Here is a 19,095-nt window from a genome sequence, read left to right as displayed (position 1 = left end):
GGAGTGAATAATTTGTTTATTGCAGGTACATATGATGTTGTGGTAATTGGTGCCGGTCATGCTGGTTGTGAAGCGGCGCTAGCGGCTGCCAGAATGGGTGCAAAGACTTTATTGACAACATTAAGTTTAGATAATATTGCGATGATGCCATGTAATCCGTCCATTGGAGGACCGGCAAAAGGGCATTTAATTAGAGAGATTGATGCCTTAGGTGGCGAGATGGGCATTAATGGTGATAAAGCGTCGATTCAAATGCGAATGCTAAACACCAGTAAAGGGCCGGCTGTTCATGCCTTAAGATCACAATCTGATAAAAATCTTTATCATGTTTCAATGAAAAAGGTTATTGAAAATCAAGAAAACTTGGATACCAAACAAGTTTTAATTGAAAAAATTATAGTAGAAGATGCTACCGTTAAGAGTGTTAAAGCAGAAACCGGCGAAGAGTTTTTATGTAAAACTGTTATTATTGCGACCGGTACTTATTTGCGCGGAAAAATAATTATTGGTGAAACAATGTATAGTGGTGGTCCGAGTGGACAGCGATCAGCGGAAAATTTGTCTACTTCGTTAAAAGAAATTGGCGTAAAATTAATGCGTTTTAAAACCGGAACTCCGGCACGGGTTAATAAACGCAGTTTAGATTATTCTAAAATGACGATTCAACCTGGTGATGAAAAGGTTAATCATTTTTCCTTTATGACAAAGGAAAATAAATTAGAGCAAGTTCCTTGTTGGCTTAGTTATACTAATCCTAAAACTCATGAAATTATTAGAGCTAATTTTCATCGGGCGCCAATGTTTACCGGAGTGGTAGAGGGCATTGGTCCAAGATATTGTCCGTCGATTGAAGATAAATTATTTAGATTTGCCGATAAAGAAGCTCACCAACTCTTTGTTGAACCAGAGGGTCTTGATACTAATGAAATGTATGTTCAAGGGATGTCAACCAGCTTGCCGATTGATGTTCAATATGCGTTTTTAAGAACAATCAAGGGGCTAGAAAATGTTGAAATTATGAGACCGGCTTATGCGATTGAATATGACTGTGTTGATCCGACGCAATTAAAACCATCCTTAGAATTTAAAGAAATTGATGGTTTATTTTCAGCCGGTCAAGCTAACGGTACTTCGGGTTATGAAGAGGCTGCTGCGCAAGGTTTGATGGCAGGGATTAATGCAACCTTGAAAATTCGTCAGGAAAAGCCGTTAATTTTAACTAGAGCGGAAGCTTATATTGGAGTTTTAATTGATGATTTGGTTACGAAAGGGACTAATGAGCCCTACCGCTTAATGACGTCTAGAGCAGAGTATCGCTTATTGTTACGACAAGATAATGCTGATATGCGGTTAACCGAAAAAGGTCGTCAAATCGGATTAGTAAAAGATGAACGCTATCAATTGTTTTCTAAGAAAAAACAAGAGATAACTGATAATCTAGCATTGTTACAAAATACTATCATTACTCCAACCAAGGAAACACAAGAAAAACTTAAACAAATTGGTAGCAGTGAAATTCATACCGGAATGTCATTGTATGATTTGTTAAAAAGAACGGAAATTACCTATAATTTATTACAACAAGTGTTTGCTTTACCAGAAATTATGCCTGAATCCAGTAATCAGCTAGAAATATTAGCAAAGTACGAAGGTTATATCAAAAAACAAAGTGAACAAATTGAAAAAGTTTTAAAATTAGAAGAAAAATTACTACCACAAGACTTTGATTATAATAAAATTGAAGGTTTAGCCTTAGAAGCACGACAAAAGCTTAATAAAATTATGCCATTGTCGGTTGGTCAAGCTTCTCGAATCTCCGGTATTTCACCGGCAGATATTTCGGTATTGCTAGTTTATTTGGAACAAGAACGTCGTAAAGGGGAAGCATAATGGGGTTTAAACAATTTTTACAAGATGCTGCTCTTAAAAGTAAGTTAGAGCTTTCAGCACAGCAACTTGATGCTTATGATAAATATTATCAAGCATTGATTAGCTGGAATGAAAAGATCAACTTAACCGCAATCACCGAACCGCAGCAAGTAGCGATAAAGCATATGATTGATTCTTTAACTTGCTATGATGAAGATTTTTTTAAAGGCAAAGTCAAACTGATTGATGTTGGAACCGGAGCAGGGTTTCCGGGTTTACCACTAAAAATTTATAATAATGAGATTGAGTTAACCTTGTTAGATTCGCTTAATAAAAGGGTAAAGTTTTTAGAAGCGGTGGTAACTGAAATTGGCTTAGAAAATGTTAATTTAGTTCATAGTCGCGCTGAAGATGGCGGAAAAAATAAGCTTTTACGGGAAGTTTTTGATATTGCGGTATCAAGAGCGGTTGCTAGGTTAAATGTTTTAAGTGAGTTATGCTTGCCCTTTGTAAAAGTCGGAGGATATTTTATCGCCTTAAAAGGTGCGCAGTATGAAGCGGAATTAACAGAAGCAAGCTCGGCGATAAAAACCTTAGGTGGTGAAGTAGTGAAGGTTCAGCCAGTTACTTTACCGGATTTGGCTGATGTCAGGGCGGTTATTTATATTAAGAAAGTTCAACCGATGGCGGCTAAGTATCCGCGCAAGGCCGGCCAAATTGAAAAAAATCCGCTAATTTAAAATGCAAAAGGATTTAGCACTGGTTATGACGAATAAAGATTGCAATAAATGTACTTTGGGGCGGTGTGTAAATGAAAAAATTAGCTAGATTATTTGGGATAAGTTCATCTCAAACCGTAGCTGAAGATAAAGAGCCACAAATTGAACCGACTTTGCCGGAAGCAGAGGCTACAGTAGATTTGAATAATATTAAAACTGTGTTAATTGAAGATGTTATTCCGAACCCGTTTCAGCCAAGAAAGACCTTTAAGCCGGAGGCGTTGCAGGAACTGGCTAGCTCAATCACTGAATATGGGGTAATCCAACCGTTATTAGTGCGACAAGTAAATGATAAATACGAACTAATCGCCGGAGAACGGCGTTTAAGAGCCTCAAAACTAGCAGGACTAGACAATGTTCCAATAATCATTAAAGAGCTCTCAGACAAGGAAATGGCGGAGCTGGCGATGATTGAAAACTTGCAACGAGAAGATCTGCACTTTTTTGAGGAAGCCGAAGGCTTTCAACAATTGATTGCTAATTTTAGCTTTACGCAAGAAGAATTAGCACAGCGGATGGGGCGGAAACAGTCTACTATTGCTAATAAAATGAGATTGTTAAAACTAAGCACTCAAGCGCGAACCGCTTTATTTCAGGCTAATCTTACCGAGCGTCATGCCAGAGCATTGTTAAAAGTTGAAGATGAAAAAACTCAATTAGAGTTGATTCAGTTAATCACAGAGAAAGCTTTAAATGTAAGAGATACCGAAGTTTTAGTCGAAGAGGTATTAGCAGAAAAAATGCCACCGGCTAAAGCTAAGAATAATAAAAGAGTCAGTGTGATTCGTGATGTTAGAATCTTTTTAAATAGTATTAATGATATTGCCGGCCAAATGAAAAAATCAGGGCTAAAGGTTAAGATAAAACAAGAACAAGATGATGAATTCATTACAATAAAGATGGTTATCCCTAAGCAAAAAAAATAATAAGAGGCAGTAAGCTGCCTCTTATTATTATAAGTTAAGCTAAGGATGTGAAAAAATGAAAAAAGTATTGTTAGTATTATTGTCATTATTATTGCTGAGCAGTCTGTGTTATGGCAAGGAAGCAACTACTGACAAGGTTACTGCTAATGAGGTTATTGAACCTGTTACTATTGAGTCGGATCGATTTAATTATTTACTAAGTGATAATAGTTTTGATTATTTTTTTGATAAAAAGACAATTTTGTTAAATAATCACCCTTATTTGAAAGAGCAAGTTATTGATGTTTGGTTGAAAGAAGTTAATAATGATGAGTTTGAAGCTGATACTGGCTATGTGATGAAACATTATTATTTTAGGGTTAAGGAACAGCAAATTATTTTACTGGAAGAAGCTGAGTTTACGCTGGATGGACGGCTGATTGATAATAGCGTTAAAGCTTTTACTGATGCAAGATGGGAAAATTTAATTCCGGGGACAACGATTGAAAAGTGTTATCAATTAACAGTAAATTATGCACAAAATAATAAAATTAATAAGGTGGAAGTGAAAGTTAAAAAGCAGCAAGATCTTTATGATATGCTTAGTACTATAATAATATAAAAAAAACTGAACGATTTTTTCGTTCAGTTTTTTTTATTGGCACTATTTTATTTTAAAAGGTCTTTCGCAAGATTAACAGCGACTACACCATCGGCAGCATAACAATCGGCACCGGCACTTTGAGCATATTCAGCAGTTAAGACTGCTCCACCGACCATAACTTTAGCACCACAGCCTGCTTTTTTTAAGGCGGATATTACTAAATCTATTTGGGGCATGGTAGTTGTCATCAAAGCGCATAATCCCACAATATCAGCTTGATGGGTCAAGGCTGCCTCGACAATTGTTTCCATTGGCACGTCTTTGCCCAAGTCAATGATTTTAAAACCATTATTTTCCATAAGAGCGGCGACAATATTTTTGCCGAGATCATGGATATCACCTTTGACAGTTGCTAATACCACTGTACCATTACTAGTAACTTCTTGGGCTGGTAGCAACTCTTTAATTTTTAGAAAAGCTTCTCGCATTGCTTCGGCTGATAATAATACTTGTGGTAAAAAGGCTTTACCTGAACCGAAGGCTATACCGACTTCATTCATGGCTGCTGTTAGGGCTTGATCAGTAATAGTTAAAGAGTCATAACCTTGATTTAGCGCAGTAGTTACTAAGTCTGCCACTAATTCTTTTTCACCATTTTTAACAGCATTTTTTATCGCTGTTAAAATATCGGTATCGGGGGAAGTTGGTGTTGCGACCACTGTTTCAACATTAGCTTCAGTAAGGCTATACTCTTTGGCATTTTTATCATAACCTAATAAAGCTGAGCTTGTTAGTAAAACATCTTGCATGGTCTTATCGTAAGGGTTAATGATTGGAGCATCTAATCCACAGGCTAAATTCATCGCAAAGAAAATACTATTCATTAAAGGTCGGTTTGGTAAGCCATAAGAGATATTACTTAAGCCCATTGTGGAAGGATAACCAAATTCTTCGCGATATGCTTTTAAGGTTTGCATTGTTTCGGTAGCGGCAATTTCATCAGCCGCTACCGTCATAACCAAGGCATCTAAGAGGAAATCAGTATCAGTTAGACCGATTTTTTTAGCGGCATTGATAATGGTTTTAATGATAGCAACTCGTTCTGGTGCGGTGCGTGGAACATCGCTAGCAATCGGCAAACATAATATTGCTGCTCCATACTTTTTAGCAAGCGGTAAAAACTCTGCTAATCTTTCAGGCTCAGCACTAACTGAATTAATTAAGGCTCTGCCAGGATAAGCTTTTAAGCCTGCTTCCAGAGCTTTAGTATCACTGGTATCAATGGCTAGAGGAACTGCAACTAGTTGAGATATTTCCGTAATCGCTTTATTCATGGCGGCAGCTTGGTCGATACCACCAACCCCCATATTTACATCCAAAATATGAGCGCCGGCTTGGACTTGCTCCAACGCTTCCTTTTTTACTGACATAAAATTGCCTTCTTTAATGTCAGCGGCTAATTTCTTGCGCCCGGTTGGATTAATTCTTTCACCAATGATGACCGTAGGCTCATCTTTACCAATAAAGACTGTTTTGCTTCGAGATGTCAAGGCTAAAACTTGTTTTTTTTGTTGGCGCACTACCGGTGCTAAGGTTTTAGCGACAGTACTTACGGCAGCGATATGAGCCGGAGTAGTGCCACAACAACCACCAATATAAGTAGCTCCTGCTTGTACTAGTGCTGGAACATAACTGGCCATTTCTTCGGGAGTCATTGGGAAAATAGTTTCACCGTCAACTAATTTTGGCATACCGGCATTTGGTTGAACGCTAATGGGGCAAGAACAGTTTTGAGCTAGTTCTTCTATTAACGGTAATAATTGGGCTGGTCCTAAGGAACAGTTAGCACCGATAACATCAGCTCCCATTGCTGCTAAAGTGATGGCAGCGGTTTGAGGATCTGTTCCGGTAACAGTGCGCCCATCAGAGCTAAAGGATAATTGACAAATAACCGGTTTATTACATACGTTTTTCGCAGCGAGTAGTGCCGCTCGCATTTCTTGAATATCAATTATAGTTTCGATTAAAATGAAATCAACACCAGCATCCGCTAAAGCTTTTATTTGTTCACTAAAAACGGCGACCGCATCATCAAAACTTAGTTCACCTAATGGTTGAATGAATTTACCGGTTGAACCGACAGAACCAGCAATTTTGATTCCGGTAGTCGCTGCCGCTTTGGCAGCACTAACCGCGGCGGTATTTAACTCGACAACTCTATCTTGTAAATTATAGTGGCTTAGTTTAATTCTATTTCCACCAAAGGTATTTGTTTCAATTATATTTGCACCGGCATCAACATATTTTTTATGCACAGCGGTAATATCAGCAGGTCTGGTAACATTCCATAGCTCGGGACATTCACCTGCTTGTAAACCAGCTCCCTGTAACATTGTTCCCATAGCACCATCAAACACAAAAATCATATAATTAAGACCCCTTTCTAGCAAGACAATTTTTTTGATTACAGTCGGTACAACTAGCTTGTGCGACTGTATTTTTTTCAGGAATAAAACCGATAACTGCTGTTACGGATTTTCGGGGTAACAGCATACAGCTATTGGTTGCAGTGACATTGATTAGATTAGCTCGTGCTAATTTCAAAATTTCTGGTTGCACGATTATATCCCAATCGCCATAGCCTGGGCTAAAGCGATAAGTTGTATTATAGCCAAGTTTATTAGCGGTTATTTTTATCAGGTTATTGATATTATCGGCCAGCATTTCTACGGCAGTTGTTGCAGCAGCATCTAGCAAAAGTGAAAAAGCGTAATTACCTTTCTTAAACTCAGCCGTAATAGTATTCTCAATTTCTTCACCGATTGTAACCGTCATTACGGCGACTTTTTCAGCATAACAAAATAATTTTAAAACCTTACTGCTATTAATCAGGAAGGGCGCTGGTGTTAAAATACAACCATTCATCGCATCATAATTATATATTTCCCAGCTTCCTTTAGGTTGTGCTAACAATTGAGCTTCTAAGCAGGCTTTATTAATCAAGTCATCATTAAAGTTGATATTTTTCAAACCGGCATATCTTTTTGTTTCTTCTTTATCAATTGCAGTTAAAGTTGCATTATAAATACCCATAAAATACCTCAATTCTTGCTTAGCATTATTAATATTTTAACATAAACCGTCAAGCTATTTTATCTTTAGTGAAAAGAATTAAAGAAATAGCAGGACTTTTACTGCTATTGTGGAATTGAAGTAATTTATCAAGTTAAAATGAGGTGGGTTTTTTGGCAAAAGTTATTGCGATTGCAAATCAAAAAGGTGGGGTTGGTAAAACGACTACATCAGTTAACCTAAGTGCTTGTTTAGGTGAATTGGGACAGAGGGTATTATTAATTGATATTGACCCGCAAGGAAATGCAACCAGTGGTCTGGGTATCGATAAAGGTAAAATTGAAAAATCAATTTATGATGTTTTAGTAGATGATATTCCGATAAAAGATACGGTGATTGGGACGGAAGTTGACAATTTAAAAGTTTTACCAGCAACAATTCAATTGGCCGGGGCTGAAATTGAGTTAGTAGCAAGTATGTCTCGTGAAACTAAATTAAAAAAAGCAATTGATAAAATTAAAAATGAATATGATTTTGTTATTATTGATTGTCCACCATCATTAGGGTTGTTGACGATTAACTCGTTAACTGCAGCTAATTCAATTTTGGTGCCGATTCAATGTGAATTTTATGCTTTAGAAGGCTTATCACAGCTATTAAAGACCATTACGTTAATTCAAGATAACTTAAATCAAGACTTGGTCTTGGAGGGGGTTGTTTTAACGATGTTTGATTCTCGGACTAATTTATCAGGACAAGTCGTGCAAGAAGTAAAAAACCACTTCCAGCAAAAAGTATTTAAAACCATTATTCCTCGAAATGTTAGACTGAGTGAAGCGCCGAGTTTTGGGCGTCCGGTTATTAAATATGATCCTAAATCTAAAGGGGCAGAAGTATATTATAATTTAGCAAAAGAGGTGTTAGCACAATGAATAAGCAAAGTAGAGGATTAGGTCGTGGCCTGGAGGCACTTATTCCAACTATGAGCGAACAAGAAGTAGTTAAAGAATTGCTCATTACTGATATTGTTGCTAATAAATATCAGCCACGCAATGAGTTTAATGAAGAAGCATTAGAGGAACTGGCAGAATCTATTAATCAATACGGCTTGTTGCAACCGGTTATTGTAAGAAAAGTATTAAATGGTTATGAATTAATTGCCGGCGAAAGAAGATGGCGCGCCGCCCAAAAAAACGGTGCTAAAACTATACCGGCAATTGTTAGAGAATATAGTGATATTGAAACAACGGAGATTGCATTAATTGAAAACTTACAACGCGAGAATTTAAATGCTATTGAAGAAGCGGGCGCATATCAAAGATTAGTTAATGAATTTGGCTTAACGCAAGAAGAATTAGCAAAAAAAATTGGGCGCAGTAGATCTCACATTGCTAACTTTATTAGATTATTAAATCTACCAGAAATTGTACAAGAATATGTTTCACGTGGAACATTAACAATGGGTCAAGTTCGACCATTATTAACGTTAGAAAGTGAAGATTTACAAATAGAAGCTGCTGAATATATTATTGCGGAAGACTTATCAGCCCGTGATGCTGAAAAACTAGTTAAAAAGTTAATGAAAGATCCACAGGTTTTGCAAGAAGAATTAGAAGAGGAAGAATATAAGGAAGATATTTTTGTGGTGGAAGCTGAAGATGTCTTAAAAATGGCGCTAGGGACAAAAGTTAAAATTAAACCAGGAAAGAAGAAAAGTAAAATTGAGATTGAATTTTATTCAGCAGATGATTTAGAGCGGTTAGTAGAGGTTTTAACAAATCCTAAAACTGTTACCAATAAGTTCAAAGGAAATTTAATTGTTTAATGTTTCACGTGAAACAGGGAGGTTAAGATGCAAGATACACCTAAAGGAGAACGATTACACATTGCGATTTTTGGAAAACGTAATGCCGGCAAATCCAGTTTGATTAATGCGTTAACAAAACAAGATGTTGCTTTAGTGTCTGATTTACCGGGAACAACCACTGATCCGGTATATAAAGCAATGGAAATACTACCGTTAGGGCCGGTGGTATTAATTGATACGGCGGGACTAGATGATGAGGGCCAGCTAGGCTTATTAAGAGTTGAAAAAAGCAAGGCGGTTTTGAATAAAACCGACCTCGCTATTTTGGTGATTGATGGGCAAAGTGAACTGACAGAATTTGATGTAAAAATATTCCAAGAGATAAAAGCTAAAAACATCCCGATCGTCGTTGTTGTTAACAAAATTGATTTACAGAAAAGAATAATGCCCCACAGTATTGTTGAGCAACTCGGGAATGATGTCGTTGAAGTCAGCACTGTCACTGGTGCTGGGATTGAATTGTTAAAAGGGTTGTTAATAAAAAATACGCCAGAAAAATGGGGCGAAGAAACTTTAGTCGGCGATATAGTGAAAGCCGACGATAATGTTGTATTAGTGGTGCCAATTGATAGTGCAGCTCCTAAAGGCAGATTAATATTGCCACAGGTTCAGGTGTTAAGAGCAATTTTAGATAATGATGCGAATGCTATTATTGCTAAAGAAAATAAATTGAAAGAAGCTTTAGCTAATTTAAAAAGACCGCCGTCTTTGGTAATTACTGATTCGCAAGTTTTTGGAGAAATCGAAAGTATTGTTCCTGAAGCAATACCATTTACTTCTTTTTCCATTTTATTTGCACGGTACAAAGGTGATTTAACAACATATATTAATGGTGTCAAAACTCTTGAAAAATTAGCGAAAAATGATAAAATCTTAATTGCTGAGGGTTGTACTCACCATCGGCAAAAAGATGATATTGGTACTGTTAAAATTCCTAAATGGCTGAAAGAATACACCGGCGTTGATTTAACCTTTGACTGGGTTAGTGGTGGTCAATATCCGGCTAATTTAGCAGAATATAAATTAATAATTCATTGCGGGGCTTGTATGCTAAACCGTCGTGAAGTATTATATCGTAATAGTATTGCCAAGGAACAAAATGTACCGATTGTAAACTATGGAATTTTGATTGCTTATCTTAAGGGGATTTTACCGAGAGTGATTAAACCGTTTCAGTAATTAGTGGATGATATTTAAATAAAGAAGGTTAGTTATGAAGGGAACATTAGTTAATACAGTAGCAGTGTTAGTTGGTAGTGGTTTAGGAGTGTTACTTAAAACCGGTCTTGCAGAAAAATATAAAGAAACGGTGATGCAAACTTTAGGTTTAGCAGTTGGGATTATCGGGATAAAGATGGCTCTAGCCTCGGAAAATTTTATTATGGTTATTTTAAGTTTAGTTATTGGCGCGATAATGGGGGAGTATTTTACCCTCAATAAAAAAATTGATAACCTGGGTCAAAAGCTCACAGCTAAATGTGGTGAAAAATATGGTGATGTGGGGGTTGGTTTTGTAACGGCTAGTTTGATTTATTGTATTGGTGCAATGGCGATTGTTGGAGCGCTTCAAGATGGCATTAATGGTGATGCCGGTATTTTGTATGCAAAAGCACTACTAGATGGTATTTCTGCCATTGTTTTTGCGGCAACATTAGGGATTGGCGTTAGTTTATCAGCCCTATCAATCTTAGTGTATCAGGGCAGTATCACCTTGTTGGCAGGAGTATTGCAACCACTTTTAATTCCTGCCGTTATCACTGAAATTACCGCAACGGGTGGTGTTTTAATAATAGCGATAGCATTATCAATGCTTAATATTTTAAAAATTAGAATTGCCAATTTATTGCCTTCAATGCTGGTGGTAATATTTTTAGCATATTTATGGAAAGCTTAGGAAAGGAGGAGGCAGATGGTTGAACTACAGATTATTTCAGAATTTATTTTAAATAATGTTCAATATTTTATTATTGGTTTAACGCTAATTTTTTTAATGGCACTTATTGTTTTTATAAATATTAATATAAAATTAGCAAAAATGACCAAGCGCTATCGCCGTCTAATGACCGGCATGGATGGTAGCAATATTGAAAGATTATTGATGGGGCATATTGATGAGGTCAGAGATGTCGTCAAGCAGGTTAACGAGTTAAGTCAACAATGTCAAGACAATCAAATTGTCTTGAATAAATGTTTACAGAAAGTTGGCGTAGTAAGATTTAGTGCGTTTGAGGGTGTTGGCAGTGATTTAAGCTATGCGATAGCGTTGTTAGATGAAAATAACAATGGTTTTGTTTTATCCAGTATTTTTACGAGAGATAATTCCAGAACTTATGTAAAACCGATTGAAAAATTGGAATCAAGCTATGCTTTAACAACCGAAGAAAGACAAGCCATTGAAATAGCCACAAAATAATAATATTTTAAAATAGGTCCTTATCAAAAAATTAATGATAAAGACCTATTTCATTTTGTAAGCAGACATAATATTATTATAGAGGTATCTTGATAAAATATTTTTTTAAAAAGCAGGAGTTTTCCCAAAAAGGTCTAATATATATAATATTATTTACAAAAATAGATTATTGGAGTTTACTGTTTTTAGAGGAGATTTAAGGAAGCTTTAACTAAGAAAATGTAAAATTTCCCGGTAGTAAGGTTCATTGGAATAGGGAGGCTTTGGTTTGAATAAGAAAGTAGTTAAACCGGATACTCGAGAATATACCTTTAAGATTATACCGCATCATAATGGTAAAGTTCGCAGTATTAGGATACCAATTAAAATGATAAAAGTGGGAGTCGCTACACTTGCCGCTACTTTTGTTTTTGTAACAGGGGCATTTTGTTATAATAGCTATAACACAGCACAACTGAAACATGACAAAGTTGAATTGGAAAATTTAAGACAAGTTAATAGTATGCAACAAACTCAATTATCGGAATTAGCAAAAAAGACGGCCACATTGCAAACAGAGATTGAAAAAATGGATCAATTGGAAATTGAGTTACGCCAAATGACAACGACTGAAGGCAATACGTCGCGCGGTAATATTAGTAGACCCAATATCACAAGTGGTGGTCAAGGCGGGTTGACGCCAACTGTGGAAAATCTTAATGCTATTGTTGACAATTTACAGGTTGATTTTCAGCAAAGAAAACAAAATTTAGAATATTTAAAGAATGTTTTAGCGGAAAAACAAGCGCAAGTTGCTGTTACGCCGAGTATTTGGCCGGCAAGTGGCGACGTTAGCTCGAGATTTGGCTGGCGTTGGGGTGGCAGTGATTTTCATCCAGGGATTGATATTGCAAATAATATTGGTACGCCAATTGTTGCTACGGCTGATGGTACAGTAGTAGAAAGTGGTTGGAATTCCGGTGGCTATGGTTATTTAGTGAAAATTAGTCATAGCAATGGTATCGAAACGCTATATGCTCATAATTCGGACTTGGTTGTAAGTGCTGGAACAGTTGTTAAAAAAGGACAGGTTATTGCTTATATGGGCAATACTGGCTTTAGTACTGGACCGCATCTACATTATGAAGTAAGAGTTAATGGTACCGCTGTTAATCCCGATAAATTTCTATAATTATAAGGAAAGGTAGCGTGATTTATGTTTGGATTTAAGAAAGATGCTTCATCAATCAGTAATGACATTCAAACAATAGTGAGCAAGGAAACGAAAATAAAAGGCTCTATTATTAGTGAGGGTAATATTAGAATTGATGGTAGTATTGAAGGCGAAATAATGGCCGAAGGTAATGTTATTATTGGGGACCAAGGAAATGTTTCCGGTGATATCAAAGGTGATAATGTTATGATTTCCGGCTGTGTTCGTGGTAACGTTACCGCTAATAAAAAATTAGAAATTTTATCCACGGGAAGCTTATATGGTGATGTTTCAGTAGCCATTTTAAGTGTTGGTGAAGGGGCCGTATTTAAGGGTAATAGTAATATGGTGAAGCCAGATTTGGCTTTTGCCGAATAATAAATAAAGTTAATAAATAAGTTGAGCATATTATTGTGCTCAGCTTTTTTTTATTATTTAGTTTAAAAATTAACATCTCCGGAATATATAGTAGTGAAGGAGGTGATAAGATGGCTACTGAAAAAACAGAGGCAACATGCAGATTGTTGCTAAAAGTAAAAGCTGGTGTGAATGCCAAAGGAACTGCTGTTTTTCGTCAAAGAAGTTTTAATAACATTAAAGCAACTATTAGCGATAGCGATTTGTATGAGGTTGCAGGACAATTAGCAAAGTTACAAGCAGCAGAGACTGTCAGCGTTATTCGTCAAGATGAAGCGGTGTTAGTCAACAAGTAAAGTTTATTAATTTCTTGAAAGGAGGTTGAGTGATGTCTAAATCTTTAAATATGGTGTTTAATACTACCCAAGGGAAAAAGGTCAGTATTAATATCAATAACCCTAAAGAAAATTTGACTAAAGAGCAAGTGACTACTGTTATGAACAGTATTATTGCAAAGAATATTTTTTACAATGATAATGGTGACTTTAGCAGTATTGCAGAGATTAATATTAAAAATACTGATAAAATTGCCTTAGTGTAAAGGTTATGGAAGGATTGTTTAGTCAAATTTCCAACTACGGTTTTCCGATGGTCGTAGCTTGGTATCTGTTGGTGAGAATTGAAGGAAAGCTAGAAAAATTGGGCAATAGTATCAATGAATTAAATAATACCATTACAAAAATGAAGTAGGGTTAACCCCTACTTCATTTTTGTATTTTAGAATATTTTATTTACCATAATATATCAATGGTAGTAAAATTAAGTTAAAGGTATTGTTGCATAATTGGCGAATAATACAATAAATACCCAAAATTTAGCAACCGAGTTTAAACAATAATTTTCTAATAATTAGGTGATATCCTAAATTTACAAGAAAGTAGCTGATTGTTATGTTAAACAGGTTTGTTAATAAAGTAAAATTAATAATGGTTTTAGCTTTAATCTTGCTAGTATTTAATACAACGGCTTTTGCCGGCGAATGGACTAATACGAAAGAAAATATTAAGTTTTGGAACGAATATCCTTTTGCTGGAACGATTTTTAGTTGGGATGGTGCTAAAGATGCTGAAAATTATGCTAATGGTAAAGGGAAGTTAACAACTTATATTGATAATGAGGTCATTGAAGTTTTTTCCGGTAATATGAAAAAAGGAAAATTTCAAGGTAAAGCGACCATTGATATTGTGGGCATAGTTATTTATGAAGGTAATGTCGTTGATAGCAAAATGCACGGCAAAGGTAGTTTGATCTGGAGTAATGGTGATAGCTATAAGGGTGAATTTGTAAATAATGATCAAGAAGGAAAGGGTGTTTATCTTTGGAGTGAAGGTAGTATTTATGAGGGGCAATTTAAAGATAATAAAAGAGATGGTAAAGGTGTTTTAAAGTGGAGTAATGGTGATAGTTACAGCGGACAGTGGCAAGCCGGAATGCAAAATGGCAAAGGAATTTATACTTGGGCTGATGGGACTGTCTATGAAGGTGATTTTGTTGATAATGAACGGACCGGCAAAGGGAAGATTAGCTGGACTACCGGAGACAGTTATGACGGTAGTGTTGTTAAGGGGCTAAGAGTTGGTTATGGTGTTTACAAATGGAAAAATGGTGATGTTTATAGCGGTCAATGGGCCAATGGTCAACAAAATGGCAAAGGCGTTTATAAATGGCAGGATGGAACGGTCTATGAGGGTGATTTTGTTAATGATGCCAGAACCGGAAAATGTAAGATTACTTGGAAAACCGGCGATTATTATACAGGTGATATTGTTAATGGCGTTCAAGAAGGCAAGGGCTTTTTTAAGTGGAACGATGGAACAACTTATGATGGGGACTGGGTTAATGGCTATTTACATGGCTATGGTATTATCAAATGGCCGAATGGTGATGTTTATGAGGGTGAGTTTGCCTATGGCCTAATGGATGGGTATGGAATTTATACTTACAGTGATGGTTATGTTGAAGAAGGCTATTGGCTAAATGGTGAACCGATATAATAAAGATAGGGGTATTCTGATGATAGTTAAATATATTGAAATATTAGATCAATTATTTGAACCGGCCTATATTATTGACGATAAACAAAAAATTTTATTTTGGAATAAGGCGGCAGAAAAGTTAACCGGTTATGATGCAAAAAGTGTTATCGGCAAAAACTGTAGCCTTAGTGAAATTGTCCATACCAATGAAAGCGGTGAAAAACTTTGTTTAGACCAATGTCCATTTCAAGAATTACTGGATAAGGGTAAGGTTAGTGAACATAATTTATTTTTAAGTCATAAAACCGGCTATCGTATTCCGATATCCTTAAGAATGGTACCGATTTTTAATCAAAATAAAAAAATAATTGGTGCAATTGAATTTTTTATTAAAAGAGATCAATTTACCACTTCCGCCCGTCCGGATGTTATTAAAGAATTAGTAAAAACAGCTTATATTGATTCGATAACAGGTTTGCCGAATAAAGAGTATATGGAAAGTAAACTTCTTAAAATTTTAAATGAGGCTAAAATAAATCCCTTGGATACACAATATGGATTGCTAGTAATTGATATTCATAACCTCCAAGAATTTAACAATGTTGGAGGATTGGAAGGTGGCGATTTTTTATTAAAGGTACTTGGACAAACGCTTGTTAATAATTTAGAAGATATCGCAGACTGCTTTGTTACAAGGTGGTATGGTGGTAAATTTATTATTATTATAAACAGTAATAAAATTAATACCTTACTGAATTGGAGTAACAAGTTTAAAACTTTAATTGAACAATCTATTATTTTAGGATATGAAAATCATAAAATAAAAGTATCAATAGCAGGAGTAATTATTTATCCTGAGGACACCTTGAAGAGTTTAATTAGAAACTTAGAGCAACAACTATTAATTAGTAAAAGACAAAATAATAATATTAGCATAAAAGAAGGCTAAAAAAATTACCCTCCGCTACTTGTAGCTGGAGGGTAATTTTTTTAGGTCTTGACGATTGTGAAAAAAAATAGTAACTTATATATGAACATATATTCATATATAAGAGGTGTAATTATGAAAAGTGAAGCAGAGCAATGTAAAGCTTGTTGTATTAATCCAGAGAAAATATTTTCAGTAGAACATCAAATTATTCCGGAGGCTGAAACACAGATTTTAGCAGAATTTTTTAGAATTTTTGGTGATGTCACTAGATTGAAAATATTACAGGCTGTTGCAAAAGAAGAATTATGTGTTTGCGATATTTCTGCGGTAGTGAGTATGGGACAATCAGCCGTATCACATCAATTAAGAATTTTACGCAATGCTAGATTGGTGCGTTGTCGTAAGGATGGAAAAAACACGTTGTATTCTTTAAATGATTATCATGTATTAAATATTTTAAAACAAGGAATTGAGCATATTCAAGAGTAAGGAGTTGAGATAATGTCTGAAAAAGAGCAAGAACAAATTTTTTTGGTAAGTGGAATTTGTTGCGCTGATTGTGCGAAGAATTTTGAAAGTGAACTCAATGATATTGATACAATCAAGAGTGCTGATTTAAATATTTTAACAGGAAAGCTAAAAATTGATGGACAGATCGAACTAACAGAACTTAGAAAGCTCGGACAGAAAGAAAACTACCAAATTGATTATTACAATAATCAAGTACTGGCTGTTCCAAAGAAATACTATCACGCGAAAGAGTTTTTAGTGATGGTGTTAGCAGGAACGTTATTGCTGCTAGCGATAGTTTTTGAGAAAATGCAAATTGGCGGTCAACTGTCAGTAGGACTATATTTATTGGCTATTATCAGCGGAGGCTGGAATAATTTCAAAAAAGGGTTTTATTCGCTACAACAAAAGAAACTGAATATGAGTGTTTTAATGAGTGTGGCAATTATTGGCGCTTGTATTATCGGTCAATATGAAGAAGGTGCAACCGTTGCCTTTTTATATGCTATTTCTGAGCTATTGGAAAATTGGTCAACTGAAAAAGCTAGACAATCTATTAGAAATTTAATGGATTTAACCCCAGCGAAAGCAATCGTTAAACGGGGGCGGGAAATGGTCGAGCTGTTGGTAGGTGATGTTAATGTTGGTGATATAATATTGATTAAGCCAGGCGCTAAGATTCCTTTAGACGGCAGTGTTGTCAGTGGCGAAAGTGCTGTTGATGAAGCTCATATTAGTGGTGAAGCCTTGCCGAGAGATAAAAAAATTGGAGCTGATGTTTTTGCCGGATCCATTAATACTTATGGTTTTTTGGAAGTTGCGGTAAATAAATTGGCGCAAGACAGTACTATTGCTAAAATCATTAATTTGGTGGAGAATGCTCAAAGTCAAAAATCACCAATGCAAAAGTTCATTGAAAAATTTGCCGAAATATATACACCGGTAGTAATGGTGCTAGCAGTAATGGTGGGGGTTATTCCACCACTGCTTTATGATGGTGATTATATTGGTTGGCTTTATCGAGCGCTAGCATTATTGGTAGTAGCGTGTCCGTGTGCCCTTGTTATCTCTACCCCGATTGCAGTGGTCAGTGCTATTGCACAAGCTGCTAAAAATGGAGTGCTAATAAAAGGGGGAATTCATTTAGAAGGTTTAGCAGATATTAATGCTATTGCATTTGACAAAACAGGAACGATCACAAAAGGTGAACCTAAAGTTCAGAACGTTATTAGTTTAAGCAATATTGGAGAAAATGATATTTTGCAAATTGCTGCCAGTTTAGAGTCGTTATCGGAACATCATTTAGCAAGAGCAATTACTGCTGATAGTAAAGATAAACAGATAAACCTTGAGAATGTATATAATTTTATCGCCATACCGGGACAGGGTGTTAAGGGAGTAATCAAAGGTCAAGAATATTTAGTTGGTAATACCAAGCTTTTTAATAATATTTCCCCGGAAATAAATCAATTGGAGCAGCAAGGTTATAGTGTAATAATTGTGGGGACAGCAACAACAATATTGGGTGTGATTACGATTAGTGATTACTTAAAAGATAATATTAAAACGGTGATAAAGCGGTTTTTACAAAAAAATATTGCAGTATCAATGTTAACCGGTGATAATAGTGCGGTGGCAACACTGGTAGCAACAGAAAGTGGAATCAAGGAGTTCTTTGCCAACTTATTGCCTGAAGAAAAAATGTTGGTGATAAAAAAAATGAAAGAGTCCAAAAAAGTGGCGATGGTGGGAGACGGTATTAATGATGCTCCGGCGTTAGCCATAGCGGATATTGGCATTGCCATGGGGAAAAAGGGCACAGCAGTAGCGTTAGAGACGGCTGATGTCGTTTTGATGAAAGATGACATTGCGAAACTTGACTATGTTATGGAGTTAAGTAAGCGGACAAAAAATATTATCAAGCAAAATATAACATTTGCTTTGCTGATAAAATTTTTGGCAATTATCAGTATTTTCCCGGGCTATTTAACGTTGTGGCTGGCCATTTTAGCTGATATGGGTGCTACTGTTATTGTGACATTAAATAGTATGAGGTTATTAAAAAAGACTTAGCTATCATAGATTATTAAGCTTTTAGAACATATTATGTTTATCTAAATTTAAGATAGGTATCTAACTCACATTAGGTAACGCGAAACTTTACTGGTATTTAAATAAAAATAATCCTGCTGTGCAGGATTATTTTTATTTAACCTTAATTAAGATTGCTGTAGCATCATCCTTACAAGGATTGCTGTTGACTAAAGTTTCTACTTGTAGATATAAATCAGGTAAATCCTTAATTGAAAAATTACAACTTTCCATTAAATCGGTAATACCATCAGTCATAAAACAGAATACATCATTACTACTTATTGGAATTTTATGCTCTTCATAATCGATATCTTCGAGCATGCCAATAAAGGGCCCTGTTGCTTTGATAAAGGATTTTTTCTTGTTATTAAGCTTTAAAAAAGAATTAATACCCGCCGTAACATAAGTTAAGGTCATTGCAATAAAGTCAAATTCAAAAGCAATGATTGCGGCAAACGAATCTTCG

General features: G+C 35.7%; 21 protein-coding genes. 18 read left to right on the top strand and 3 right to left on the bottom strand.

Going from position 1 to position 19,095, the window contains the following annotated elements:
- The first annotated feature begins 12 nt into the window (after positions 1–12).
- The 4 genes from mnmG (at position 13) to KBI38_03465 (ending at position 4,175) form a co-directional block, all read left to right on the top strand.
- Entirely contained in the window at positions 13–1,890 is a 1,878-nt protein-coding gene (gene mnmG / locus KBI38_03480; protein MBP8629128.1) for a tRNA uridine-5-carboxymethylaminomethyl(34) synthesis enzyme MnmG, read from the top strand.
- Positions 1,890–2,609, top strand: coding sequence for a 16S rRNA (guanine(527)-N(7))-methyltransferase RsmG (rsmG, locus tag KBI38_03475; GenBank protein MBP8629127.1), 720 nt, complete (start codon positions 1,890–1,892; stop codon positions 2,607–2,609). The genes mnmG and rsmG overlap by 1 nt, the downstream gene beginning before the upstream one ends.
- A 71-nt stretch (positions 2,610–2,680) precedes the next feature.
- Positions 2,681–3,574, top strand: coding sequence for a nucleoid occlusion protein (noc, locus tag KBI38_03470; protein ID MBP8629126.1), 894 nt, complete (start codon positions 2,681–2,683; stop codon positions 3,572–3,574).
- 55 nt (positions 3,575–3,629) lie between these two features.
- The gene (locus tag KBI38_03465; protein MBP8629125.1) at positions 3,630–4,175 is read left to right on the top strand and encodes a hypothetical protein; all 546 of its coding nucleotides are present in this window, start codon (positions 3,630–3,632) and stop codon (positions 4,173–4,175) included.
- A 47-nt stretch (positions 4,176–4,222) separates the two neighbouring features.
- On the opposite strand, the gene KBI38_03460 is transcribed toward KBI38_03465, so the two are convergent.
- A complete protein-coding gene (locus KBI38_03460; GenBank protein MBP8629124.1) occupies positions 4,223–6,583 on the bottom strand; it encodes a homocysteine S-methyltransferase family protein in 2,361 nt (786 codons plus the stop codon).
- A 4-nt stretch (positions 6,584–6,587) separates the two neighbouring features.
- The gene (locus KBI38_03455; protein ID MBP8629123.1) at positions 6,588–7,250 is read right to left on the bottom strand and encodes a methionine synthase; all 663 of its coding nucleotides are present in this window, start codon (positions 7,248–7,250) and stop codon (positions 6,588–6,590) included.
- Between the two features lie 152 nt (positions 7,251–7,402).
- Here KBI38_03455 and KBI38_03450 point away from each other — a divergent pair, with 152 nt between their 5' ends.
- The 14 genes from KBI38_03450 to cadA all read left to right on the top strand — a co-directional run bounded on the left by KBI38_03450 (position 7,403) and on the right by cadA (position 18,608).
- Positions 7,403–8,161, top strand: coding sequence for a ParA family protein (locus tag KBI38_03450; protein ID MBP8629122.1), 759 nt, complete (start codon positions 7,403–7,405; stop codon positions 8,159–8,161).
- Positions 8,158–9,054, top strand: a complete 897-nt coding sequence (locus KBI38_03445) for a ParB/RepB/Spo0J family partition protein (GenBank protein ID MBP8629121.1) — start codon at positions 8,158–8,160, stop codon at positions 9,052–9,054. Before KBI38_03450 ends, KBI38_03445 begins: the two co-directional genes overlap by 4 nt.
- Positions 9,055–9,081: 27 nt before the next feature.
- Entirely contained in the window at positions 9,082–10,275 is a 1,194-nt protein-coding gene (gene hydF / locus KBI38_03440) for a [FeFe] hydrogenase H-cluster maturation GTPase HydF (protein ID MBP8629120.1), read from the top strand.
- A gap of 34 nt (positions 10,276–10,309) precedes the next feature.
- Positions 10,310–10,990 carry a DUF554 domain-containing protein gene (locus KBI38_03435; protein ID MBP8629119.1) on the top strand — a complete coding sequence of 227 codons (681 nt, stop codon included), beginning with the start codon at positions 10,310–10,312 and terminating at the stop codon, positions 10,988–10,990.
- A gap of 15 nt (positions 10,991–11,005) precedes the next feature.
- Positions 11,006–11,509 (top strand): DUF4446 family protein, encoded by a 504-nt coding sequence (locus KBI38_03430; protein MBP8629118.1) that lies wholly within the window; start codon positions 11,006–11,008, stop codon positions 11,507–11,509.
- A 268-nt stretch (positions 11,510–11,777) separates the two neighbouring features.
- A complete protein-coding gene (locus KBI38_03425) occupies positions 11,778–12,680 on the top strand; it encodes a peptidoglycan DD-metalloendopeptidase family protein (GenBank protein ID MBP8629117.1) in 903 nt (300 codons plus the stop codon).
- A gap of 24 nt (positions 12,681–12,704) precedes the next feature.
- The gene (locus tag KBI38_03420; protein ID MBP8629116.1) at positions 12,705–13,079 is read left to right on the top strand and encodes a polymer-forming cytoskeletal protein; all 375 of its coding nucleotides are present in this window, start codon (positions 12,705–12,707) and stop codon (positions 13,077–13,079) included.
- A 110-nt stretch (positions 13,080–13,189) separates the two neighbouring features.
- Positions 13,190–13,414, top strand: coding sequence for a DUF1659 domain-containing protein (locus KBI38_03415; protein MBP8629115.1), 225 nt, complete (start codon positions 13,190–13,192; stop codon positions 13,412–13,414).
- A 32-nt stretch (positions 13,415–13,446) separates the two neighbouring features.
- On the top strand, positions 13,447–13,659 hold the full coding sequence (locus tag KBI38_03410) for a DUF2922 domain-containing protein (GenBank protein MBP8629114.1): 213 nt from the start codon (positions 13,447–13,449) through the stop codon (positions 13,657–13,659).
- A 5-nt stretch (positions 13,660–13,664) separates the two neighbouring features.
- Positions 13,665–13,808 carry a YvrJ family protein gene (locus KBI38_03405; GenBank protein MBP8629113.1) on the top strand — a complete coding sequence of 48 codons (144 nt, stop codon included), beginning with the start codon at positions 13,665–13,667 and terminating at the stop codon, positions 13,806–13,808.
- 200 nt (positions 13,809–14,008) lie between these two features.
- On the top strand, positions 14,009–15,112 hold the full coding sequence (locus KBI38_03400) for a hypothetical protein (GenBank protein ID MBP8629112.1): 1,104 nt from the start codon (positions 14,009–14,011) through the stop codon (positions 15,110–15,112).
- Positions 15,113–15,131: 19 nt separating this feature from the next.
- Entirely contained in the window at positions 15,132–16,043 is a 912-nt protein-coding gene (locus tag KBI38_03395) for a diguanylate cyclase (GenBank protein ID MBP8629111.1), read from the top strand.
- Positions 16,044–16,157: 114 nt separating this feature from the next.
- The gene (locus KBI38_03390; protein ID MBP8629110.1) at positions 16,158–16,514 is read left to right on the top strand and encodes a helix-turn-helix transcriptional regulator; all 357 of its coding nucleotides are present in this window, start codon (positions 16,158–16,160) and stop codon (positions 16,512–16,514) included.
- 12 nt (positions 16,515–16,526) lie between these two features.
- The gene (gene cadA, locus KBI38_03385; GenBank protein ID MBP8629109.1) at positions 16,527–18,608 is read left to right on the top strand and encodes a cadmium-translocating P-type ATPase; all 2,082 of its coding nucleotides are present in this window, start codon (positions 16,527–16,529) and stop codon (positions 18,606–18,608) included.
- A gap of 132 nt (positions 18,609–18,740) precedes the next feature.
- Here the strand turns inward: cadA and KBI38_03380 are convergent.
- On the bottom strand, positions 18,741–19,095 hold a 355-nt coding region (locus KBI38_03380; protein ID MBP8629108.1), incomplete at its 5' end, for a SpoIIE family protein phosphatase.

The organism is Negativicutes bacterium (assembly GCA_018052945.1).
Taxonomy (GTDB): Bacteria; Bacillota; Negativicutes; order JAGPMH01; family JAGPMH01; genus JAGPMH01.
The sequence above is the reverse complement of the archived record's forward strand: the minus strand, read 5'-3'. Positions and strand labels throughout refer to the sequence as shown.